At 39.9% G+C, this 22,069-nt stretch carries 22 protein-coding genes and 1 pseudogene; 16 read left to right on the top strand and 7 right to left on the bottom strand.

Annotated elements, in window-relative coordinates; translation table 11 throughout:
- Window positions 1-168: 168 nt before the first annotated feature.
- A complete protein-coding gene (locus tag A6755_RS21130; RefSeq protein ID WP_063591868.1) occupies window positions 169-591 on the bottom strand; it encodes an HIT family protein in 423 nt (140 codons plus the stop codon).
- Between the two features lie 658 nt (window positions 592-1,249).
- On the opposite strand from A6755_RS21130, the gene A6755_RS21125 reads away from it, so the two are divergent.
- The 3 genes from A6755_RS21125 (at window position 1,250) to A6755_RS21115 (ending at window position 4,670) form a co-directional block, all read left to right on the top strand.
- On the top strand, window positions 1,250-1,993 hold the full coding sequence (locus tag A6755_RS21125; protein ID WP_034314676.1) for an ABC transporter ATP-binding protein: 744 nt from the start codon (window positions 1,250-1,252) through the stop codon (window positions 1,991-1,993).
- A complete protein-coding gene (locus A6755_RS21120) occupies window positions 1,986-3,194 on the top strand; it encodes an ABC transporter permease (protein WP_063591867.1) in 1,209 nt (402 codons plus the stop codon). The genes A6755_RS21125 and A6755_RS21120 overlap by 8 nt, the downstream gene beginning before the upstream one ends.
- 771 nt (window positions 3,195-3,965) lie before the next feature.
- Complete coding sequence (locus A6755_RS21115) at window positions 3,966-4,670, top strand: EcsC family protein (RefSeq protein ID WP_063592644.1); 705 nt, start codon at window positions 3,966-3,968, stop codon at window positions 4,668-4,670.
- 26 nt (window positions 4,671-4,696) lie between these two features.
- On the opposite strand, the gene A6755_RS21110 is transcribed toward A6755_RS21115, so the two are convergent.
- The gene (locus A6755_RS21110; RefSeq protein ID WP_063591866.1) at window positions 4,697-5,911 is read right to left on the bottom strand and encodes a M20 family metallopeptidase; all 1,215 of its coding nucleotides are present in this window, start codon (window positions 5,909-5,911) and stop codon (window positions 4,697-4,699) included.
- 94 nt (window positions 5,912-6,005) lie between these two features.
- On the opposite strand from A6755_RS21110, the gene A6755_RS21105 reads away from it, so the two are divergent.
- Window positions 6,006-6,638 (top strand): phosphatase PAP2 family protein, encoded by a 633-nt coding sequence (locus A6755_RS21105; protein ID WP_063591865.1) that lies wholly within the window; start codon window positions 6,006-6,008, stop codon window positions 6,636-6,638.
- A 169-nt stretch (window positions 6,639-6,807) separates the two neighbouring features.
- Here the strand turns inward: A6755_RS21105 and A6755_RS21100 are convergent, their stop codons facing one another.
- Window positions 6,808-7,323, bottom strand: a complete 516-nt coding sequence (locus A6755_RS21100) for an antibiotic biosynthesis monooxygenase family protein (protein WP_034314668.1) — start codon at window positions 7,321-7,323, stop codon at window positions 6,808-6,810.
- 252 nt (window positions 7,324-7,575) lie between these two features.
- Between A6755_RS21100 and hemE the strand changes: the two genes are divergently transcribed.
- The 3 genes from hemE to A6755_RS21085 all read left to right on the top strand — a co-directional run bounded on the left by hemE (window position 7,576) and on the right by A6755_RS21085 (window position 10,471).
- Entirely contained in the window at window positions 7,576-8,619 is a 1,044-nt protein-coding gene (gene hemE / locus A6755_RS21095) for a uroporphyrinogen decarboxylase (RefSeq protein ID WP_063591864.1), read from the top strand.
- Between the two features lie 78 nt (window positions 8,620-8,697).
- A complete protein-coding gene (gene hemH / locus A6755_RS21090) occupies window positions 8,698-9,633 on the top strand; it encodes a ferrochelatase (protein WP_063591863.1) in 936 nt (311 codons plus the stop codon).
- Between the two features lie 262 nt (window positions 9,634-9,895).
- Window positions 9,896-10,471 (top strand): TetR/AcrR family transcriptional regulator, encoded by a 576-nt coding sequence (locus A6755_RS21085; protein ID WP_063591862.1) that lies wholly within the window; start codon window positions 9,896-9,898, stop codon window positions 10,469-10,471.
- Window positions 10,472-10,630: 159 nt separating this feature from the next.
- Here A6755_RS21085 and yhfH read toward each other — a convergent pair whose 3' ends face one another.
- Window positions 10,631-10,759 (bottom strand): protein YhfH, encoded by a 129-nt coding sequence (gene yhfH / locus A6755_RS25740; protein WP_065310849.1) that lies wholly within the window; start codon window positions 10,757-10,759, stop codon window positions 10,631-10,633.
- Between the two features lie 173 nt (window positions 10,760-10,932).
- On the opposite strand from yhfH, the gene A6755_RS21080 reads away from it, so the two are divergent.
- From A6755_RS21080 to A6755_RS21050, 7 genes are all read left to right on the top strand, one after another.
- The gene (locus tag A6755_RS21080; RefSeq protein WP_063591861.1) at window positions 10,933-11,667 is read left to right on the top strand and encodes an MBL fold metallo-hydrolase; all 735 of its coding nucleotides are present in this window, start codon (window positions 10,933-10,935) and stop codon (window positions 11,665-11,667) included.
- Window positions 11,668-11,708: 41 nt separating this feature from the next.
- Entirely contained in the window at window positions 11,709-12,698 is a 990-nt protein-coding gene (gene lplA, locus A6755_RS21075) for a lipoate--protein ligase (protein WP_063591860.1), read from the top strand.
- Between the two features lie 178 nt (window positions 12,699-12,876).
- The gene (locus A6755_RS21070; RefSeq protein ID WP_063591859.1) at window positions 12,877-14,421 is read left to right on the top strand and encodes a fatty acid--CoA ligase family protein; all 1,545 of its coding nucleotides are present in this window, start codon (window positions 12,877-12,879) and stop codon (window positions 14,419-14,421) included.
- A 175-nt stretch (window positions 14,422-14,596) separates the two neighbouring features.
- Window positions 14,597-15,124: an HD domain-containing protein gene (locus A6755_RS21065; RefSeq protein WP_034314654.1), complete on the top strand. Its 528-nt coding sequence runs from the start codon at window positions 14,597-14,599 to the stop codon at window positions 15,122-15,124.
- A gap of 187 nt (window positions 15,125-15,311) precedes the next feature.
- Window positions 15,312-15,977 (top strand): LuxR C-terminal-related transcriptional regulator, encoded by a 666-nt coding sequence (locus A6755_RS21060; protein ID WP_063591858.1) that lies wholly within the window; start codon window positions 15,312-15,314, stop codon window positions 15,975-15,977.
- 320 nt (window positions 15,978-16,297) lie between these two features.
- Window positions 16,298-17,563 (top strand): M48 family metallopeptidase, encoded by a 1,266-nt coding sequence (locus A6755_RS21055; RefSeq protein ID WP_048677995.1) that lies wholly within the window; start codon window positions 16,298-16,300, stop codon window positions 17,561-17,563.
- Window positions 17,564-17,705: 142 nt separating this feature from the next.
- The gene (locus tag A6755_RS21050) at window positions 17,706-18,515 is read left to right on the top strand and encodes a YitT family protein (protein ID WP_048677994.1); all 810 of its coding nucleotides are present in this window, start codon (window positions 17,706-17,708) and stop codon (window positions 18,513-18,515) included.
- A 53-nt stretch (window positions 18,516-18,568) separates the two neighbouring features.
- Here A6755_RS21050 and A6755_RS21045 read toward each other — a convergent pair whose 3' ends face one another.
- On the bottom strand, window positions 18,569-18,805 hold the full coding sequence (locus A6755_RS21045) for an IDEAL domain-containing protein (RefSeq protein ID WP_048680068.1): 237 nt from the start codon (window positions 18,803-18,805) through the stop codon (window positions 18,569-18,571).
- Between the two features lie 315 nt (window positions 18,806-19,120).
- On the opposite strand from A6755_RS21045, the gene A6755_RS21040 reads away from it, so the two are divergent.
- On the top strand, window positions 19,121-19,684 hold the full coding sequence (locus A6755_RS21040) for a competence protein ComK (protein WP_034314639.1): 564 nt from the start codon (window positions 19,121-19,123) through the stop codon (window positions 19,682-19,684).
- 91 nt (window positions 19,685-19,775) lie between these two features.
- On the opposite strand, the gene A6755_RS21035 is transcribed toward A6755_RS21040, so the two are convergent.
- Together A6755_RS21035 and A6755_RS21030 are read right to left on the bottom strand one after the other, a co-directional pair.
- Window positions 19,776-19,994: a DUF3006 domain-containing protein gene (locus A6755_RS21035; protein WP_063591857.1), complete on the bottom strand. Its 219-nt coding sequence runs from the start codon at window positions 19,992-19,994 to the stop codon at window positions 19,776-19,778.
- Window positions 19,995-20,831 (bottom strand): annotated as a pseudogene (locus A6755_RS21030) (ComEC/Rec2 family competence protein).
- A gap of 833 nt (window positions 20,832-21,664) precedes the next feature.
- On the opposite strand from A6755_RS21030, the gene A6755_RS27770 reads away from it, so the two are divergent.
- Window positions 21,665-21,898: a hypothetical protein gene (locus tag A6755_RS27770; RefSeq protein WP_063591856.1), complete on the top strand. Its 234-nt coding sequence runs from the start codon at window positions 21,665-21,667 to the stop codon at window positions 21,896-21,898.
- Window positions 21,899-22,069 lie beyond the last annotated feature (171 nt).

The following is a 22,069-nucleotide window of genomic DNA, read 5'->3' as shown; positions in this document are numbered from 1 at the left end:
CCTACCAGAAAACTAAATTCAATTGGAGGAAAATTTAGAATTTTAAATCCGTTTTTTAATGATGGACCAAAGTAAAAAGGTCCTGCACTTTAATGTGAGGACCAACTCGGGATCATTTTTTCAAGCAACGAAAGGAGAAAGAAACCTTCTTCACAGGCTATTGCAGTCTCATTGTAGATGCTGTGCAATGGAGTCAGCGATTTGTTTCAGGTCATCCGGTGTATAGTCGCTGGTATTTGTTTTCCAAACTGCACCAAAGCCGTCACCTTCCCCATGCCGAGGAATTAAATGCATATGAAAATGGAAAACGGACTGCCCTGCAGCTTCACCGTTGTTATTTAAAAGGTTCAGGCCTACAGGTTGGAATTCCTGCTTCATGGCGCGGGCAATTTCCGGCACCACTTCAAAAAGGTTCTTGGCAATCTCAGGTGTCAACTCATAAAGATTTTCCTTATGTACTTTAGGTATTACCAGCGTATGGCCTTTCGTTACTTGACTGATATCAAGAAAGGCCAAAACATGTTCATTTTCGAAAACTTTACTACTTGGAATTTCCCCATCGATTATTTTGCAAAAAATGCAATCACTCATGAATAACGCTCCTTTAAAAGTTAATGTATTTGGTTAATCGTACCATAGCTTGAATCCTTGAGAAAAGGAAAAATATAAAAACAGGATGCAACATTAAGTTGCACCCTGCCTGTCGAAAAAGGGGGTTTTGCTTCAAAATTCGCATTAGCATAAATTCTCTGCGACAAACACCTCATCTACATTTTAGTAAAATATGGTTATTATCTAAATAGAGATTTTCCATTCAAAGCAACCATCTCCTATATCTTTAAAGTTTCATCAACTTTTAAAGCATAATTGATAATTATTGAATGATTTTTCTGCTTTTACGTGCAAGAGAACCATCTCCTTGCTCGAAACGATTTTTGTTATGAAGCTTCTGGTTTAATTCAGTTTATACGTCTTTAACTGACACCTCATTTACAATATGATGTAAATCATTTGTAATAAACCTAATGGGTATTTCAGTATAATACGTCTTTAACTGACACCTCATTTACAATATGATGTGAATCACACGTAATGACTAACCCCTTCTTCCTTAATTATGATGGCCATCAAGCAGGAAAAATATAATTAGTTATTTATGGAAATTGGGTTCCGGAACACTCGACTATATAAAAGCAGGAGAATTTGATAAAATGGAAATAAGAACCTCTATATAGAAAGGATCGTTTATATGTCCTTATTGGAAATAAAGCAGTTAGTGGGCGGATATACGAAAACGCCCGTTTTAAAAGGAATAAGTTTTGACATTCAGCCAAATGAGCTGGTTGGGTTAATTGGGCTTAACGGGGCTGGGAAAAGTACGACGATTAAACATATCATCGGACTCATGGAGCCGAAAGGCGGAAGCGTCTCGATTCATGGTAAAACACTAGTTCAGGACCCGGATACATATCGCAAACAATTCACTTATGTTCCAGAAACGCCCATTTTGTATGATGAGCTTACACTTGAGGAGCATTTAAAGCTTACAGCCATGGCACATGGTTTGGCGGAAGCCACATTTAAAGAAAGGATGGACGTTCTGTTAAAGGAATTCCATATGGAGAAAAGGCTTAAATGGTTCCCGGCACATTTTTCAAAGGGAATGAAGCAAAAGGTCATGATAATGTGCGCCTTTTTAGTACAGCCGTCTTTATATATCGTCGATGAACCCTTCGTAGGTCTTGATCCACTAGGCATTCAATCCCTGCTTGATTTGATGAGGAAGATGAAAGAGAGCGGAGCGGGAATTTTAATGTCTACACACATTCTGGCGACAGCCGAGAGGTATTGTGATTCTTTCATCATACTGCATAATGGGGAGATTCGGGCGAAAGGCAATCTTGAGCAGCTTCGTGAACAATTTTCCATGCCAGGGGCAACTTTGGACGATTTATATATCCAATTGACGAAAGAAGAAATCGGTCATGAATAGTCAAAATCTCTGGAAGGAAAGATATTTAGGCTATATAAATGAAACGCAAAAATATCTTCGTTATATTTTTAATGGCCATCTTGTTTTTGTCATGGTTTTGGTTCTTGGTGGGTTGGCTTATTATTACAGTGATTGGGTGAAGACGTTAAACAATGATTTCCCTGCTGCATTGATCATGGCCTTTGTTTTATCGATCATTGTAACCAGAAGCCCGATAAATACTTTCTTGAAAGAACCCGATACGGTATTCCTGCTTCCGCTTGAAACGAAGTTGAGAAGTTATTTCAAGAATTCATTGATATTAAGCTGGGTCATGCAGGGCTTTATTCTTCTGGTTGTCCTGATTGCATCGATACCGATGTATGCGAAGGTTACGGGTGCAGGAGGTAAGGACCTTGGAATCATCCTGGCCGTTTTGCTTATTTTGAAGTTTTTGAATTTGACCATGCGCTGGCTGGTATTGAAATATCAGGATACATCAGTGAGCCATTGGGACTCTCTCATCCGCTTTTTACTTAATGGCGTGATTCTTTATTTTATCTGTTCAAGGGCAAATATACTGTTTGCACTTATAACCTTCTTGTTATTGTTAGCACTTTACATGTATTACCGAAGCGCGACTAAAGGTTTCGTGTTAAAGTGGGAACGGCTGGTGGAACTGGAAAACAAACGGATGAATTCCTTCTATCGAATGGCGAACATGTTTACTGATGTTCCTCATTTGAAAGGGAAGGTAGCGAGAAGGAAATGGATGGACTGGCTATTAGCACTCATTCCGTATGGTTATAAGTCAACTTATACCTATCTTTACGCCCGTACCCTTCTGCGATCCAATGATTATGTGGGACTTTGTTTTCGTTTAACGATCATGGGATCCGTGATTTTAAGTGTATTCACTAACATATTTGCACATTTGATTGTTACGTTCATGTTCTTATTCATGACAGCCCTGCAACTGCTGCCGGTTTGGAAGGCACATGAGTGGAAAGTATGGGTCTCATTGTATCCATTGCCAGCAAAAATGAGAGAATCTGCAGTAATAAAACTAATTTCCTATTTCCTATTATTTGAGGACCTTGTCTTCAGTTTGGTCCTGCTAGTGAAAGGGGAATGGATGTCCGCTTTAGCCGCCTTGGCAATGGGTCTTGTTTTCATAATCGGCTTTAAAATTTATGCAACAAAGAAAATAAAAAACTTTTAAGCTGAAGCTGATTTTTCATAAAATCAGCTTTTTCTTTATTAATGCTTCTGTTGATTCCAGAAATTCGCTCCCTTTCCGCCGACTGTCTGCCAAGCCTTCTCGACGCAAGCGCCTGTGGGGTCTCGGCTAGCCAGTTTTTCGGCAGGAGTGTCGCAAATTTCTTCCATCCATTAAGGATTACAGTAAAAAAACATGAAGGATTAACCAGTCTAAAATCCGGTTCGGGATGGGTCTAACTTACGGTTTTTTCTTAAATTACATTTCAGTTGATTCCAGAAATCCGCTCCCTTTCCGCCGACTGTCTGCCAAGCCTCCTCGACGCAAGCGCCTGTGGGGTCTCGGCTAGCCAGTTTTTCGGCAGGAGTGTCGCAAATTTCTTCCATCCATTAAGGATTACAGTAAAAAAAACATGAAGGATTAACCAGTCTAAAATCTAGTTCGGGATGAGTCTAACTTACGGATATTACATTTCAGTTGATTTCAGAAATTCGCTCCCTTTCCGCCGACTGTCTGCCAAGCCTCCTTGACGCAAGCGTCTGTGGGGTCCCGGCTAGCCAGTTTTTCGGCAGGGGTGTCGCAAATTTCTTCCATCCATTAAGGATTACAGTAAAAACAACAAGGGTCACCTATTCTAAAACTTGGTTCGAAATAGACTTGGATACTTTTACAACCCCCAAAAAACGTTTTAGGTATTTTATTCTTTTAAGAAATGAAAATTGAAACTAAAAGCCTCATAGGGGGTATATACATATTTAACGGAGGTGTTGAATGATGGATGAATATGAACAAAAGGCATTATCTGAACTAGTATCATGGAAAAAGAAAGTAGCCAAGAAATCCGGCAGGCTTGAGAGGATGTCCAAAAAGGCGCAAATCAAATTGAATAGTTATATTCCAGACAGAGTGCACAAAGTAATTACTGATAGTATTAAAGGGATGATAGAGGCCGTATTATCAGGTTCTAAATATATGTCTAAAGAAAAAAATGTAGTGCTACTAACCTTGCAGCAAAAAGAAGAGTGGGTTGCGGAAACTGTGGCGGCATATCGGAAAACGGCCGTTATAGAAGGTGTGGGAACCGGAGCGGCAGGGCTTTTAATTGGATTGGCTGATTTCCCATTACTGCTTAGCATCAAGATGAAATTATTATTCGAACTATCCCGTATATACGGTTTCGATCCAAATAAATATGAGGAACGTTTATTCATTCTCCATATCTTCCAGATGGCATTTTCAAGCGAGGAGAAGAAATTGGAAACATTACAGGTAATAGAGGAATGGGATTCAGGGAAGTGGCCGGAAATAGACTGGCAGGAATTTCAGCAGGAATATCGCGATCACATCGATGTCATTAAAATGTTCCAGCTCGTTCCAGGTATTGGGGCAGCTGTCGGTGGATATGCCAACCATCATTTGTTGGAACATCTTGGGGAAACGGCTGTCCATTGTTACCGAATCAGACTTCTTAAACAGTAAGGGACGGGGGAAGACCCGTCCCTTTATCATTTTCGCAATATAGGTTCATTCACTTTTTTAGATGATTGTTCCTTATTGTGATAGGTCACCGCTGCAGTGCCTAATATTTTGGCAGCAATGAGCATCGCCTTTTCATCAATGTCAAACAAAGGGTGATGATGTGGATATGTATGTTCATTTTTTGGCCTTGCTCCCGTAAAGAAGAATGTACCTTTTACATTTTGTAAATAATAAGAAAAATCTTCACCTGTCATATCCGGGTCAATTTCCTCTGTAATCAAAACTTCCTTGACGGACTCAGTGCTTTCGATGAGGAATTTAGTTTCCTCAACATGCGGAATAACAGCTGGATAACCTTGAAAGTATTGATATTCATAGGTGCAGTCCGCAGCTATGCAGGTTCCTTTAACAATCCGCTCCATTTCTTCGCTAATGAATGAACGGACATCTTCCTTGAATGTGCGGACGGTCCCGATTATTTTAGCCTTATCTGCAATGACGTTAAAGGCATTATCTGCTACAAAGGAACCGACGGTAATGACTGCAGAATCTATTGGGTTTAGGCGGCGGCTTACGATTTGCTGCAGGGCCATGACGAGCTGAGAGCCGACTACGATTGCATCACGGGTTTTATGCGGCTGGGCTCCATGTCCGCCCTGCCCTTGAATGGTGATTTCAAAACGGTCAGCAGCGGCCATAAGGGGTCCATAAGCGTATTGGACTGTTCCGGTTGGGGCCGTCGCCCATAAATGGGTGCCGAAAATTACATCCACCCCATCAAGGCAGCCAGCCTCAATCATCGGTTTGGCACCCCCTGGAGCATATTCTTCAGCATGCTGGTGGATAAATATATATTCACCTTCGAGCTCATCCTTCAGTTCATTCAGGTTTTTAGCAAGGACAAGGAGTGTCGCTGTATGGCCATCGTGTCCACACGCATGCATGACCCCGGGTACGGAAGATCTATAGTGAACTTCTTTTTCATCTTGAATGGGTAAGGCGTCGAAATCAGCGCGCAATGCTACGGTTTTACCAGGCTTACTGCCTGTGACCTTGGCGATAACACCATTTCCGCCTACATTCGTCCGGTGTTCGATTCCATGTTTTTCATAATATTCAGCGATGAAGGCTGCCGTTTGGGTTTCTTGAAAAGAAAGCTCGGGATGTTGATGAAGGTAACGCCTGATGGAAACCATTTCTTCATATGAGCCATCCAGAAGATCGTGTAATCGCTGTATCATTTTGCACCTCCCAATGATTGGATTAATTGTAAATAGTATATCATATTCTGAATGATCCAAAGTGAATTAAATACCTTGAGGAGAGAGATATATAATGAATAAATATTCCTGGATTGCTATGGTTTCGCTTTGCTTGTTGCTATTCTTTTTTTTGATGAATGAAGTCCAGAGTGAGAAATCTTTAGCATTCGATACATATATTGCGGAACTCTTTTCCGTAGGTAAAAAGACTTTTTCGTTCACTTTCTTTAAATCCTTTACCTATCTTGGAAAATCCATGTTCATTGGTTTTGGTAGCTTACTATGTGTTCTATATTTGTGGATAATGAAGAAGGATTATTGGACCATGGCCGTCTTTTCTATCGGGATTGCCGGGGGGGGGGGGGATGTATTAAATGGGTGGATAAAAAATCATGTTAAAAGAGTGCGCCCTGAAAATCATTTGATGGAGACCGCCGGCTTCAGTTTTCCAAGTGCCCACGCAATGGTGGGCCTTATTTTCTTCAGTATGGTTGCTTATTTAATCATGAGTGAAATTAAAGGAAACTCATTGAAATGGGCAGTGGGAATCGGTTTCTTTTGTCTCGTCCTGCTAATTGGTGTCAGCAGGATCGTTATGAAAGTTCACTTTCCAACTGATATCTTGGCAGGTTTTGCATTAGGGGCGGCATATAGTTTAATCTTGTTTAAATTGTATAAATTCCTGGGATCTAGATGCTTTGAGTAAAGGATTCTGATGAAATATATGTAAATATCGGTTGCATTTCCCCGGAAATAAAGAAGGAATTTGTCGGATTGTTATAGGTTTATATGACTTTTAGCGTCCAAATAACGTTCTGCATTACTATGAAGGGGCCCATCCTTTAGGATGGGCCTCTTATTAAGCAGTAAATAGTCTATTCCTCAGAATCTTTCACCAATGTATACTGTGTTACAAAGGCTTCACCTGAAAACATCTTCTGGCTGGAATTCGTAACAGGAGGTTTGGAGTCACTGTTATGCGCCTGCTGGAATGAACTGGATTTCTTCCAGTTCATAAAGTCCGATTGTTTTTCCCAAATCGTTAAGATTACATATGTTTCAGAGTTGATTGGACGCAGGATACGAAGGGCAACGAAGCCTGGTTCATTTTCAATGAATCCGGCCCTGTTTTTAAAACGGTGTTCAAATACCGGCCGTCCTTCCTCACTGACAGGGATATTGTTCATGACCACATATCCATGATCTTGAAGAGTTCCCTTCCCATCGACTACCTCATATTTTCGTGGCGAGCTGAAGAGCGTTTTACCTGTAGTTTCATGTAAAAGTACTGTGTTTTGAGCGTTCTGCATAAGTAATATTTTTTCATTCGGGTGTTTATCTTTTTTTAATTTCAAAAAATCATAAGTACCTGATGTGATGAATACATTCATAAATTCCCCTCCAATTTCTATATAGTACCTGTATACCCATTTTACCCAATGAATAGTGCTTTTACCATTTCCAAACTAACCATTAAGCTGGTAAACCGGTAAGATACATATATAAAAGTCGATTTTTTGACAAATATATTATAGAAAAAGCTATAGTTTAAGGAGATTCGATTTGAAATTCAACATCCTTCTGATATTCTATGTAGGTAATGAATAAAAATAGAAACGTGATTGCTTGAAAGGTGGATATTAATGTCTAAGGAAATTACGAATGATACATTTTTAAAAGCTGCAAGAGGAGAGAAAACGGATCATGTACCTGTTTGGTATATGCGTCAGGCTGGCCGTTCACAGCCGGAATACCGTAAATTGAAAGAGAAGTACTCACTTTTTGAAATTACTCATCAGCCGGAATTATGCGCTTATGTAACTAGATTGCCAGTTGAGCAATATGATGTAGACGCTGCGATTTTATATAAAGATATAATGACACCGCTACCAGCCATTGGTGTCGATGTTGAGATTAAGTCCGGAATCGGTCCAGTCATAGCCAATCCGATCCAATCGGTGACAGATGTTGAAAAATTAGGTGAATTGAACCCAGAGAAAGACATCCCATATGTGTTGGACACGATTAAATTATTGACCACGGAGCAATTGTCCGTTCCTTTGATCGGTTTCTCCGGGGCTCCTTTCACCGTTGCTTCATACATGATTGAAGGCGGCCCCTCCAAAAACTACAATAAGACGAAAGCTTTCATGTATTCCGAGCCAAAGGCCTGGTTTGCATTAATGGATAAGTTAGCGGATATGATCATCGTCTATGTCAAGTCGCAAATCAAAGCCGGCGTTAAAGCCATCCAAATCTTTGATTCCTGGGTGGGTGCTTTGAATGTTGAAGATTACCGCGTATTCATCAAGCCGATCATGACTCGTATCTTTTCATCATTGCGTGAAGAAAATGTACCGCTAATCATGTTCGGGGTCGGCGCAAGTCACTTGGCACTTGAGTGGAATGATCTTCCGATTGATGTAGTCGGGCTTGATTGGAGACTGCCAATTACAGAAGCAAGACAAATGGGAATCCAGAAAACGGTACAAGGTAATCTAGATCCTGCCCTGCTATTATCATCATGGGATGTTATAGAAGAACGGACGAAAAGGATCCTCGATCAGGGCATGGAGCAGGACGGCTACATCTTTAACCTTGGTCATGGGGTTTTCCCTTCCGTAAATCCGGAAACACTGAAGAGGTTGACCGCTTTCATTCATGAATATTCATCAAAAATGAAGTAAGGTGAGCGAACCATTTGCTAAAACTCCTTAATTGGATGCACAATAAAAGAACGAAATCTTTAAAAGAGGTGTAACTTCATGTCAAGAAAAAAAATGGGCCTTTTAGTCATGGCTTATGGTACTCCATACACTGAAGAGGATATTGAAAGGTATTATACACATATTCGTCATGGGAGACGTCCAAGCGACGAATTGATTGCCGACCTAAAAGGCAGATATGAAGCGATCGGTGGTTTATCCCCGCTTGCAAAAATAACGGCAGGACAAGCTGAAGCGCTTGAAAAGAAATTGAATTCCGTTCAGGAGGAAGTTGAATTCAAGGCATATCTGGGCCTGAAGCATATTGAACCTTTTGTTGAAGACGCAGTGAAACAAATGCATGAAGATGGAATCAAAGAAGCGGTCAGTATCGTATTGGCACCGCATTTTTCAACATTCAGCGTGAAGTCTTATAATGGACGTGCCCAGGATGAAGCCTCTAAATTGGGGGACCTGACCATCAATTCCGTTGAAAGCTGGTATGATGAGCCAAAATTCATCCAATATTGGGTAGACCAGGTAAAAGAAGTGATTGGGAAAATGACCTCGGAAGAACGCGATAATTTCGCTTTGATTGTGTCGGCACATAGCCTCCCGGAAAAAATCTTGCAATCGGGAGATCCGTATCCAAATCAACTGAAAGAAACGGCAGACATGATTGCCGAAGGTGCAGGGGTTACCAATTATGCAGTAGGCTGGCAAAGCGCTGGACAAACTCCTGAACCATGGTTGGGACCCGATGTACAGGATTTAACCAGAGATCTTCATCAAGCAAAAGGTTATAAAGCTTTCATTTATATTCCTGTTGGCTTTGTTGCCGAGCACCTTGAAGTCCTTTATGATAACGATTATGAATGTAAGGTTGTGACGGAAGAGATTGGTGCAGGCTACTATAGGCCGGATATGCCCAATGTTAAACCTGAATTCATCGATGCTTTGGCCACGATCATTTTAAACAGATTACAGGAAAAGTGATCAGTCAATAGGAGAAAATTAGTTTAACCATGCTTGCCATGTGCTCTGCAAATTTTAGTTATGTTATTCACTGGAAAAGCGACGCTGCATTTGGCCTTGCAGATTTAAATAAATATGTATTTTCGAAAAGTGGCTGTCCAGTAACGGGGATGGCCATTGTTTCTCTTGGAAATTGAAAATATAATTGAAAAGACTGAAAATTTTTGGTATGATATCGAACATAATGACTGTTTTGTCCGTCTGGTCAGGATTGAGGTGGGAAATGTCTGTTGATCGTAAAAAATTAATTTTGGAAGCTGCGACCAAGTCGTTTTCACTTTTTGGCTATAAGGCAACGACGATGGATCAAGTCGCTAAAATTGCCAATGTGGGAAAAGGGACCATTTATACCTTTTATAAAAATAAAGAAGAGCTATTTAAAGAAATCGTTCAGCGGATGATAGAGGAAATGAAATATGAGGCGGAACAATCTTTGGATGACCAACTCTCCTTTTTTGAAAACCTGCATCGGGCCGTTTATCGAATTCTGGAGTTCAGGCAGGAACATCAATTATCATTAAAACTTCTTCAGGAAGAGCGGGAAATTGGTACGCCGGCCGTTCAGGAAAATGTTTATGAAATGGAAGAAGCCATTGTATCCTACATTAAGGAAAAACTAAAAATAGCGATTGATAAGGGCGACATACAACCTTGCGATCCGGAGATAACAGCTTTCCTGATGCTAAAGATGTACCTTGCCCTGATCTTTGATTGGGAAAGGAACCATGCCCCATTAGAGAAAGAGGAAATTGCTGAACTATTTAAAATATATTTGTTCAAAGGATTATCCGTTACGTGATCATTCTATTTTTTGCTGAAAGGCAATGAACCCCAATAAAAAAAGAGATACCGATCATCGGTATCTCTTTTTTTATTAGTTTTTTTTTCAGCTGCGAAACCGAAACATCTATGAATTCATCCTGCTATTTGGGAAGAGGATGGTGAATCACAAAGACTACTACTCTCCAGAAAGGCAATGATCACAGTGGTTTCCATAACATTCGTGCTGTTCTTCAATTTTTTTTCCGCATTCCGTGCATTGTTTCGGTGGCAGATTTTTAAAGAACTCAACGCTACTTTGAATCATGAACATCATCTCCTGAATTTTTTTATTATTCGCTTTTCTATGGGTTTATTGTATTATAACAGATTTGAAATGTCAATGAATGTTTTATAACATAAGTAAAAAAGGTGAAATAAGGGCAAGAATAGTTTATATTAATGGGGAAGTCATTGAGAGAAAAAAAGGAGTGCCTAAGCATGAAAATCACCGTAATTGGGTGCTGGGGCGGTTATCCAGCTAAAAATGAGGCAAGTTCCGGCTATTTGCTTGAATATGAAGATTTTCGCATTCTGCTTGATTGTGGCAGCGGTGTCCTATCACAGCTTCAAAACCATATGAAGCCGGAGGATCTTGGTGCAGTTGTATTATCCCACTATCATCCTGATCATGTAGCGGATATTGGTGTCCTGCAGCACGCTGCATTCATACAACAGATATTGGGCAGCGAAAAAAGGACGATTCCTATATATGGTCATGATTTGGACGAAGTCGAATTTGGTAAGTTAACATATAAAGACGTGACAAAGGGGATAGCCATCTCTGCTGATCACCCCTTAACCATTGGACCGTGTAAATTTACGTTCATGAAAACAAAACATCCAGTCCCTTGTTTTGCAATGAGGATTGAAGCTGAAAATCATTCGATAGTTTACACAGGTGACAGTTCATATATGGATGAGCTTGCAGATTTCGCTAAAGACGCAAATGTTTTATTATGTGAAAGTAACTTTTATAGTGATATGGATGGTTCAAAGGCGGGGCATATGACGGCAAGGGAAGCGGGCCTGCTGGCAGCAAAGGCTGACGTCCAGCTTTTGCTGTTAACTCACCTCCCTCAATATGGGAATCTCGATCAACTGAAAAAAGAAGCATCCGAGGTATTCAAAAGGGAAATAGCTGTAGCCAAAACCAATCTCGAGTTCCAACTATAAATGAAACATCAGTGATATGAAGTCTACAAGGAGGAACAACTGTGCTTTTTATTGATAATAAGGGAATTACAGATCCAAGAATTAACCTGGCCATCGAAGAATATGCGCTTAAACATTTAAATATAGATGAAACCTATCTTTTATTTTACATTAATCGACCTTCAATCATCATAGGCAGAAATCAAAATACGATCGAAGAAATCAATTCCGATTATGTAGATGAAAAGGGCATTACAGTTGTTCGCCGCCTTTCCGGGGGTGGAGCGGTTTATCATGACCTAGGGAATCTCAATTTCAGTTTCATTACGAAAGACGATGGGGATAGTTTCCATAACTTCAAGAAATTCACCCAGCCTGTCGTGGAAACGCTCGAGAAACTAGGAATACATGCTGAATTGAGCGGTCGTAACGATATTCTGGCTGAAGGAAAGAAAATTTCGGGAAACGCGATGTTTTCAACGAAGGGCAGAATGTTCAGTCATGGGACATTGCTGTTTCAATCAGAAATGGATCACATTGTATCCGCTTTAAAAGTGAAAAAAGATAAAATCGAGTCCAAAGGGATTAAATCGATAAGAAGCCGTGTCGGTAATATCGCCGATTTCCTAAAAGAACCGATGTCTGTCGAAGAATTCCGTTCATTCCTTCTGCAAAATATTTTCAAAGATACCGGAAAGGTTATAGAGTATGTTTTAACAGAAACGGATTGGGAGAAAATTCACGAAATCTCGGAAGATAGGTATCAAAATTGGGAGTGGAATTACGGAAAATCACCTAAATTCAACTTGCAAAACTCACATAGATTTCCTGTGGGATCTGTTGATATCCGCCTTGAAGTGAACAGGGGAATCATTGAAAACTGCAAGATCTACGGTGATTTCTTCGGGGTCGGAGAGGTTGCGGATATTGAACGAAAGCTTACTGGAACACGCTATGAAAAGGAAGCAATCAGCAGAGTGCTGGATGAAATCGATGTTCGTCATTATTTTGGCAATGTAACAAAAGAAGAAATATTGGCTTTAATATATTAAGCTTGAATGCCGTCCCGACTTAATAGGACGGCTTTTGTGACTAATAATGACAGTAATTGCTTGAATATGGATAAAATGGTTGCTGTGATTGCATTCTTTTAATATAATAAAAATGTATTTAGTTCACCATAAAAATGAATGACCATTCATTCATGCTATTTGCAGGGGAGGGAGAAAGATGAATTTATCTGAACAGCTTCATCAAATGGCTTTAAAAAAGGCGGATAAGCCAGCATATTACTTTTTGGATCAATCCACTTCATATGGGGAATTGGATAAAGCCGTTACGAAGTTCGCAGACGAATTACATAGGCTTGGTGTTTCAAAAGGTGATAACATTGCGCTGTTATTAGGCAACTCTCCACATTTCATCATTTCATTGTATGGAGCTATGCGAGCAGGGGCGACCGTAATTCCCGTCAATCCAATATACACACCTGACGAGATTGGTTATATCCTGAATAATGGCGATGTAAAGGTTGTTGTGGCATTGGATAAGCTTTTACCCTTACTGGAGAAAATGAACCCTATCCTTTCAAGCGTAGAACAATATGTAATTTGTGAAACGCAGCTGCATTGTGGGGATAGTAGCGAATTTAACATTTGCAATAAAATGAAATCGTTTACAAAAATGGTCGAATCAGGGGATGAAGGCTTTAAAGGTCCTGAACTGGATCCTGAAGATACGGCAATCATACTTTATACTTCCGGGACAACGGGGAAACCAAAGGGGGCCATGCTCACACATACCAATATCTACTCTAATGCACATGATATTGGTGAATATTTAAATATCACGGAAAATGACCGTGTCATTACGACATTGCCAATGTTCCATGTTTTCAGTTTAACGGTAGTTGTGAATGCCCCGTTGATAAGCGGAGGTACGCTCTTAATTGTCCCGCAATTCAGTCCAAAGGAAATATTCAGGCAAATCAAAAAATATGATGCAACCGTTTTTGCTGGTGTGCCTACGATGTATAACTTTCTTTTTCAATATCCAGATGCGAAAGAGGATGCTTTGAAGTCTTTGCGGATATGCATATCTGGCGGATCCGCCATGCCAGTGTCCCTGCTTGAATCATTCGAGCGGAAATTTAATGTTAGGGTTTCAGAAGGATATGGCTTATCCGAAGCTTCCCCTGTTACCTGCTTCAATCCTTTGGACCGTCCAAGGAAGGCGGGTTCCATCGGAACATCCATCCTTAGGGTGGAAAACAAAGTGGTCAATGAGCTTGGAGAAGAAGTGCCGATCAATGGTGTAGGAGAATTGATTGTCAGGGGTCCGAATGTAATGAAAGGTTATTATAAAATGCCTGAAGAATCAGCCGCTGTCTTGAAAAATGGCTGGTTATATACAGGCGATTTAGCCAGGATGGATGATGAAGGCTACTTTTTCATTGTAGATCGTAAAAAGGAGCTTATCATCGTCGGTGGCTATAATGTCTATCCGCGTGAAGTGGAGGAGGTTTTGTATGCTCATCCTGAAGTAGTTGAGGCAGCAGCCATTGGCGTTCCCGATCCCAATCAGGGGGAAGTGGTTAAATGCTTTGTGGTAAAGAAAAACAATGCATTGACCGAGGAAGAGCTGCTTGCCCATTGCATGGAACACTTGGCCAAATATAAGGTGCCGGCAAAAATTGAGTTTTTGGATGAACTTCCAAAAAATGCGACTGGTAAAATTTTACGGCGTTCCTTGAAAAACCATGTACTGCAAAACTGAATTACATTGATCATGAGGAGATCATTGCCTATAACCGGCAATGGTCCTTTTTTGTACAACCAAAGTGTATGAGGTTGCATAAAATATATTGAAAAATCTTAAAACCTTGATTCTTGTTTCGAAAAGAGTTATGATTGTCATTAAAAATTTCCACAATATTGTAAGGAGGGGTTAGATGAGAGATGTAAAACTTTTGGATATTTTTACACATCCCATTGCTCAAAAATACTTGAACCGTTCAGGTCTGGCACATGCGATTGCGGTAGCATACCATGCGTTTCACTTAGCAAATGAATATAATGTCGACCCTGATATTGCCGCTAAAGCCGGGCTATTGCATGATATGGGTCATTTCACCTGGTATCGCAATGGTAAATGGGATTATGATCTTTATAAACAAAATGATATTCACCCCATCAAAGGTGCCGAACGAGCACATAAACTGTTAATCCGCTTGGGAGAAAACCCGATCAAGGCAAAGACCATTTCCCTCGCCATTTTATTTCATACCGATTCGTTCTTACCTTCGAATGATATTATTCGTACACCGCTTCAGCAAGTCGTCAAATGGGCCGACGAAAAAGATGAAGAAGAAGGCGGAAAACACCATTATCGCAAAATTGATTTTCCCCGGGCAAAGGAAAGCATCATGAAACTTGATACGCTCATAGATGAGGAACAAAGAAAAAGGCTATCATCCTGAAGTCAAACGGGTTGATAGCCTTTTTTATTGTCAGGAGGAACACAATTATTAAAAGTATTTTTACAGTTTAAATTTGTTAACAGGTGAATTAATGATGTAAAATATAGACCATTAGAACTATTCCATGGCGAACAATTATAAAAAACTATCGGATTAATAACAAATAAAGAAAGTAACAGGTGAGGTCATGAAGTCGATTAAGCTAATGATATATGGTGGTCAGGGAGGAATTGAGGGAATCATCGAACAAGAAGGTGACATTAAGGTCATGGGGATGACTGGAAATGAAATGGACTTTCCTGATTCTGATCATACATCAGTCATTCCAGATGTCATTCTTATTGATGCCCGCTCATCAGGGAAGTATGGACAGGAAGTCATGCAAGTCCTTAAGGAAAAACGCCCATCCACTCCTTTTGTGGTTTTTACTGACTATTCGGAAAATCACTATCTTATCGAAGCAATAGGCCATGGTGCAGCAGGTTATGTGTTACAGGATGGAGGAATGAAACAAGTGTTATCGGCAATCCGTCAATGTGCCAACGGTCAGATCGTTTATCCTGCCTCATTCAAATCAATTTTAATGAAAAGGCTGGAGTGGGATGTTGAAAGATCACCAGTAACTTTGGAAAAGGCAATTGGAAAATTGGGGGCTTTTTCTAAACGCGAGCATGAACTGCTTATCCTGCTAACCCAAGGCGAAACGAATCAGCAAATTTCCAAAAAACTTTTTCTATCGATCGGCACGGTAAAAAACTATATAAGCCGTATTTACAGAAAACTGAATGTTAATAATCGACCGGAGCTTATGGCACTTTTGTATGGTTTGCAAAATAGCGGGATGAAGGGATGACCAATCATGCCAGCCGTTCCGTTCATCGGGCTCATTCATTACAAATCAAACTCCCTTTGATGATTTTCATCTTAGCAATTAGGCAAAGGAATAAGTTCGTCGTTGCCTTAAAACTCCCATCCCTCCGTTTTTTTAGTGTTTCTGCATAAACATATTTTGCCTCCCATCCGGAAGTGCATGTTTGACTGATGGAGTATTCTGTGAAATATTCAACAAAATGATGGGAATTGCAAGAAGTGAATAATAAGGGAAATCCGGTTCTAACCTGTCCATTTTGGATTAAACTATTAAGAGGGAGATTCGTTTTAAGGAGGGGCATCATGGTTAGAAAATGGGCTGGAAGAGCGATTATATTATATATCCTTTATGCAGCAGCGATGTATTGGTATATTTTTTATGGAGCGGATACGACCATTCCCGAAGCTTTGCGTGGAACGGCAGCAGATCCTGCAACATTCCTGAATGCAAGGGAACTAAAGCTTAGTGAAGAGTATTCAGGACTGCGGAATTTTATTTTTTTCGTATCGACGCCATATGAATGGCTTCTGTATTTCTTCATATTATTATTCGGTTTTTCGAAGGCATTTGAAAAATCGTCAATGGCAGTCTCAAGACGGAAAGCGATTAGAACGGGCATTTACTTATTCTGGCTTTCCGTCATTTCATACCTGGCTCTATTTCCAATCAGTTTCATTGGATATCGGATGAGCAAGAGTTACCACATAAGTACACAAAGTTTCACCTCGTGGATGAAGGATGGAGTCATCGAATTCTGGGTGAATTTTGGGATGATGTTCATCATCGTTTCCGTTTTATATTGGTTAATGAAGAAAAGTGTGAAGAAGTGGTGGCTCTATGCTTGGATGTTGTCCATTCCTTTTTCCTTGTTCCTGATGTTCGTTCAGCCTGTATTGATCGATCCGCTGTACAATGAATTCTATCCTCTCAAAAATAAAGAGCTGGAAACGGAAATATTGGCACTAGCCTCACAGGCTGAGATCCCGGCTGAACACGTGTATGAAGTAAATATGGCGGAAAAGACAAATGCCTTGAATGCATATGTGACCGGCATAGGTTCCAACTCAAGAATAGTTCTTTGGGATACGACCCTGAACAAACTGAAGGAAGATGAAATCCTTTTTATCATGGCACATGAAATGGCTCATTATGTGGAAAAGCACATTTATATAGGGATTGCAGGTTATTTAGGACTGACATTAATCGGTTTGTGGCTGACTTCGAAAATCATGAATTTTATCATTGGTCGCTGGGGCCATCAGTTAAAGGTCCGTTCGGTTGACAGCATATCATCTCTTCCATTATTTCTCTTGATAACGTCTGTGCTGCTCTTTGCTTCGAGTCCGCTGTCCAATTATGTTTCCAGATATCAAGAAACAAGGGCTGACCGTTATGCCATTGAAATGACCGGGGACAAAGAATCAGCAATCACGACTTTCCAGGAACTCACGAGGTCGGGTTTGAGTCAGGTCAACCCGCCATTCCTGGTTAAATGGCTGCGGTATTCCCATCCGACCATGCTCGAACGGATTTCAACGGTTGAAAATGCAGATACAAAGGGTGATTGAAAGCCAGCTGAAAACCAGCTGGCTTTTTTTCTTCGGAAAGTGGAAGTTTGTAGTCGTTTTCAGAAAAAACTATTAATTTTAAAAAGCTTAGGTTCTCTACTATAATAAATTAAATTCCCAGTTCGTTTTAAGGAGATCGGATATGTATAATGTACTTTTCATCACTGTAGGCTCAGTGCTTGTGGCAGTAGCCTACAACTTATTTTTGATACCACATTTAATTTTAAGCAGCGGACTTAGTGGACTTGCGATCATGTTCGGAATCATCACCCCAGTCAACACAGGGATATTGAATTTTCTGATGAACCTGCCATTGCTGATTCTTGGTTACCTGAAATTAGGGAGACGCTTTATCACCTATACGATATTATCAGTTGTCGTGATTTCCATCAGTTTATACCTCATTCCAGTTCACGGTATTTCAACTGAACCGATTTTGTCTTCTTTATTTGGCGGAATCATATCGGGAATCGGTATAGGCATCGTCTTTCGCGCTTCGGGGTCTTCGGGCGGCTTTGATATCATTGCCATGCTATTGGCTAAGAAGAGCGACTTTCCGCTTGGTACATTGCTTTCGGTGATGAATGCTGTTGTGGTGGTAATCTCAGGCTTCATCTTCGGTTGGGATGCCGCATTATATACGCTGATTTCCATTTATGCAGCAGGAAAGGTGATCGATACGATCCATTCCAATCACATCAAATTAACATTGATGATCGTTACCAAAAAGAGTGACGAAATGAAAACGAAGCTCCTGACCAACCTATATCGTGGAATTACAGTCATGGATGGTGAAGGTGCATATTCAGGAGAAAAGAGCAAAGTAATGATGACAGTCATTACACGTTATCAGTTAACCGATGTAAAAACGATGATAAAAGAAGTGGATCCGAATGCTTTTGTTAATATAACCGAAACTGCCGAGGTCATGGGTATGTTTCATAAAGAGTGATGATAATGAGAAAAGCCTCCCGACATTATGGGAGGCTTTTTTGATCATGAATGTTAATTTCCAAATTGTTTTAGTAAAACGTTCATTTCAGAACTTAGTTTTAAGAATAAAGGTTTGTTTTTCATATCCAAGGCATCATCGATCTGTTTTGCAAGGAGATTCTTTTTGGTAGTAAGGACGGCTTCCTGAATAATCATATCAATTAACATTTCCTGAACCACGGCATCGTTTTTCATTTCGCTCATTGATAAGGACTTCACTGACTCTGAATAAGATTTTTCATTTTTCAAAGTTACCACCCCTGACCCTTTTTATTATTATATGGATTTGAGCGGATAAAATCAACTGAAAATTTAAAAAATTTAAATTATGATAGAGAATGTGTCGTTTAGATGACGAAAAAGCCACTATATAAAAGAATTTTAAATTTTTTGTGAACTTGCTTTTTATGTTTAAGGGTTATGCTATTATAGTGAGTAATTTAACATACATTTACTATCCCCCTTCACTCTTCTTGGACAGGAATGGAAGGGTACAAGCAATTAAGAATATAAGCTTTGGAAGGTGATAGTGATGTTTAGCAATGAGGAAGAGGTGGATTAAAAATGAAGGAAAACAATCAGGGAATCATCGAGGAATATGAAATCACGCCACATACACTAATGGTTGCGCCAATTAATTACGGCAGTAAAATATATGCCCGTATCGTTGAAATGGAGGACGAGTTCATCTCCCCGTTTAAACCTATGGAAATAATAAAGAAAAGCTGCGAGTTCTTCGGATCAAGTTATGAAGGACGCAAGCAAGGCACGAAACAGCTCATAAACATCACACATAAAGCACCGATCGCGATTGATCCGACCAGTTCGATATTCTTCTTTCCAACTACATCTCCGTTACGTCCTCAATGCATCTGGTTATCACATGAACATGTGGTATCCTATGAGCGCCTGGATTCCAAACATACAACCATCACATTCAGGAATAGACAAACCATCGATATAGCAGTGTCATGCAGCTCTTTCGAAAACCAGCTGCACCGGACCTCATTTTTAAAAACGAAATTGATCCAGAGGATTGAGGAAACAAAGAGGAAATCCTTTTATCTGTTCACTGATGCTAATGGAGTCAAGGCTTCAGAGGTAATCTCAAAGTATATACCGCGATAAGAGGGGGTTCAGGGGAAAATCAGAGAAGAATAATCAATCGGGAATATTCAAATTTAAAGCAAGCCCTTCTTATTAAAGAAGGGCCCTGGAATCAATCTTCAAATAATTCATCCATTAAATCGTCAATTTCTTTTCTTAATTTTTCACTTCCTTTTTTGGAAATGGTGATGGTATCACCATCGATAATCAGCATATCTCCAACTTTTGCTCCCTTGGGAAGAGCACTCTTAGGGAAATCCTTCATGTCACCACCATCGATTTCCACGACAGCGATCTTTCCTTCGAAGCGATCTATAATTCCTTGTACCAATTATTTCACCGTCTTTACAGTAATTTTCTGACCTGTAGAAGTAAAAATAATGTTACCTGATTTATCTGTTCGATAAGTTTTGGCTTTCACTGAATTCAACCGTTTTATAACAGTGGAAGTAGGGTGCCCATAGCCATTTTTCCCTACACTGATTACAGCATATTTCGGTTTTGTTTTGTTGATGAAAGCTGAACTTGTCGATGTTTTTGCACCATGATGGCCTACTTTAAGTACATCCACACTTGCTACCAGTTTTTTAGCCAGCATATCCTTCTCTGCTTTTTCTTCGGCATCCCCTGTAAACAAGAATGTTTTTTTGCCGTGTTTAAGCAACAGGACAGCACTCCAATTATTTAAGTCAGACTTAGCATAGTCCTTAACAGGTCCAATGAATTTAAGGGAATTATCCTTTGCTTTAGTGTTGATTTCCACGCCCGACTTCGCTTTTTTTATTGTAAGCTTCTTCTTCTTGACAGCCGTTAAAAAGTCTTTGTATGCCTAGGTGTATGTGAAACTTTAGGGGCATACACAGATTTTACACTAAGCGATTTAATTACATGAGCAAGACCGCCAACATGATCCGCATCTGGGTGAGTGGAAACTAATGCAGTAAGTGTTTTTACCTTTTGTTTTTTTAGGTAGGCAACAACCTCGTCCCTTTCCTTTACCGCCGCCATCAATTAAAACGTTTTCATTACCGGTTTGTATCAGGATAGAATCTCCTTGTCCAACGTTGATGAAATGTACCTTTACATTTGAGGCTGCCTCAGTTGTTTTAAGTCCAGTGAATAAAGACAAAACAAGAACAGCCACCAGTAGAATATTTATTTTCTTCATTTTTCCCCTCCAGTTAATAATTTTCCATGTATAACCGGAAAAACGGGAATATGGACATGATTTTTATTTGTGGTAAAAAAAGGAGGGTGTTGTCTGGATTTATGGTTAGGGAAAATGACCCTGGGTATTTATAATTAATCTCTTGAATGAAAATGTAATGTCATTATTTTAAAGTGAAAAATCTATTTCTCTCAGGAAAGAGTGTGAAGTTGGCATATATTAAAGGAGCAGGACCCCGGAGAAAGTTAGGATTACCAACAAAATATTTGTTAAAGAGATTGTTTACTGTTTTTAGGAATTGTCCAATTTAAACGTTGATTCCCCCCCAGGCACACGCTTTCCGCGGTCGGTCCGTGAGCCTCCTTGGCGCGTTTGCACCTTTCGTTCCAACCAACTTTGGTTTAAAATTTAGATAGGAACCCTTTTGGCTACAAATTAAACCATGCAAATAAAATATTGCATGGTTATCATAAGACATTAGGGGTGAGTATAAGTTTCCTTATGATTGACTCCTTAATACATAATATAATAGACACCGATGATGTATCTTTTGTTCAGTGTTTCACAAATGGTTTTGTTTTTCCGGAAGTTCTTTTTGCTTTATACATTTAATATAAAGAGGTTGTTACTAGTAGATAATACTAGGTATGGATATGCAATTAACATCTTTCCTAATAACGTTGTACTGACACTAAAATGATAGTTTAGACGTATAGTTATAATAGATGAATGGAAATTAAATGTCGCTTAATAATGAACACACGGGCCAGACCTTTTAATCGTTAAAGGACAATTTCGTCGAAACTGTTGCCTTAATCAGTGAGCAGGGAATTGTGCAAACGGCTTGTGTAACAAGCAGTGGAGAAGCGGCTATTGCAGTCCTCGGTTCCTTTAATAGGGAAGGGGGGAATATACCAGAAGGATGCAGCGTCGACATTCTGCCGTTTAATCACCAAGAACAAAGGCGATGCTATGCATACAGCAAACTTTTAATGAAGGATGCGATTACAAGGGAACTTGAAGTAACGCAGTTAAATGTAAAAGGTATTTTTGGAAGAAGATATTAACTATCTGAAATCCATGGCAGACATTTCATCCGACATGCGAGAGCTTGATCCAACAAAGGATAACATGGGCTTTTTAAGCGTCCCATCGTCCTAAAGGAATTTCCATTCTTTCGATGCAGGGAATGGTTGACGGCAATCGATCAGGGCAAATCATGAATACGTGTTACATTC

This window comes from Peribacillus frigoritolerans (genome assembly GCF_001636405.1).
In the GTDB taxonomy this organism is placed as follows: domain Bacteria; phylum Bacillota; class Bacilli; order Bacillales; family DSM-1321; genus Peribacillus; species Peribacillus frigoritolerans.
Note: the sequence above shows the minus strand (reverse complement) of the source record. Positions and strands in the feature narration are given on the sequence as shown.

Coding starts and splice junctions, on each gene's coding strand:
- A6755_RS21130 (WP_063591868.1), bottom strand. CDS start 591: ATGAGTGATTGCATTTTTTGCAAAATAATCGATGGGGAAATTCCAAGT.
- yhfH (WP_065310849.1), bottom strand. CDS start 10,759: ATGATTCAAAGTAGCGTTGAGTTCTTTAAAAATCTGCCACCGAAACAA.
- A6755_RS21065 (WP_034314654.1), top strand. CDS start 14,597: ATGAGAGATGTAAAACTTTTGGATATTTTTACACATCCCATTGCTCAA.
- A6755_RS21100 (WP_034314668.1), bottom strand. CDS start 7,323: ATGAATGTATTCATCACATCAGGTACTTATGATTTTTTGAAATTAAAA.
- A6755_RS21060 (WP_063591858.1), top strand. CDS start 15,312: ATGAAGTCGATTAAGCTAATGATATATGGTGGTCAGGGAGGAATTGAG.
- A6755_RS21125 (WP_034314676.1), top strand. CDS start 1,250: ATGTCCTTATTGGAAATAAAGCAGTTAGTGGGCGGATATACGAAAACG.
- A6755_RS21080 (WP_063591861.1), top strand. CDS start 10,933: ATGAAAATCACCGTAATTGGGTGCTGGGGCGGTTATCCAGCTAAAAAT.
- A6755_RS21105 (WP_063591865.1), top strand. CDS start 6,006: ATGAATAAATATTCCTGGATTGCTATGGTTTCGCTTTGCTTGTTGCTA.
- hemE (WP_063591864.1), top strand. CDS start 7,576: ATGTCTAAGGAAATTACGAATGATACATTTTTAAAAGCTGCAAGAGGA.
- A6755_RS21050 (WP_048677994.1), top strand. CDS start 17,706: ATGTATAATGTACTTTTCATCACTGTAGGCTCAGTGCTTGTGGCAGTA.
- A6755_RS21110 (WP_063591866.1), bottom strand. CDS start 5,911: ATGATACAGCGATTACACGATCTTCTGGATGGCTCATATGAAGAAATG.
- A6755_RS21040 (WP_034314639.1), top strand. CDS start 19,121: ATGAAGGAAAACAATCAGGGAATCATCGAGGAATATGAAATCACGCCA.
- A6755_RS21070 (WP_063591859.1), top strand. CDS start 12,877: ATGAATTTATCTGAACAGCTTCATCAAATGGCTTTAAAAAAGGCGGAT.
- A6755_RS21115 (WP_063592644.1), top strand. CDS start 3,966: ATGGATGAATATGAACAAAAGGCATTATCTGAACTAGTATCATGGAAA.
- hemH (WP_063591863.1), top strand. CDS start 8,698: ATGTCAAGAAAAAAAATGGGCCTTTTAGTCATGGCTTATGGTACTCCA.
- A6755_RS21085 (WP_063591862.1), top strand. CDS start 9,896: ATGTCTGTTGATCGTAAAAAATTAATTTTGGAAGCTGCGACCAAGTCG.
- A6755_RS21120 (WP_063591867.1), top strand. CDS start 1,986: ATGAATAGTCAAAATCTCTGGAAGGAAAGATATTTAGGCTATATAAAT.
- A6755_RS21055 (WP_048677995.1), top strand. CDS start 16,298: ATGGTTAGAAAATGGGCTGGAAGAGCGATTATATTATATATCCTTTAT.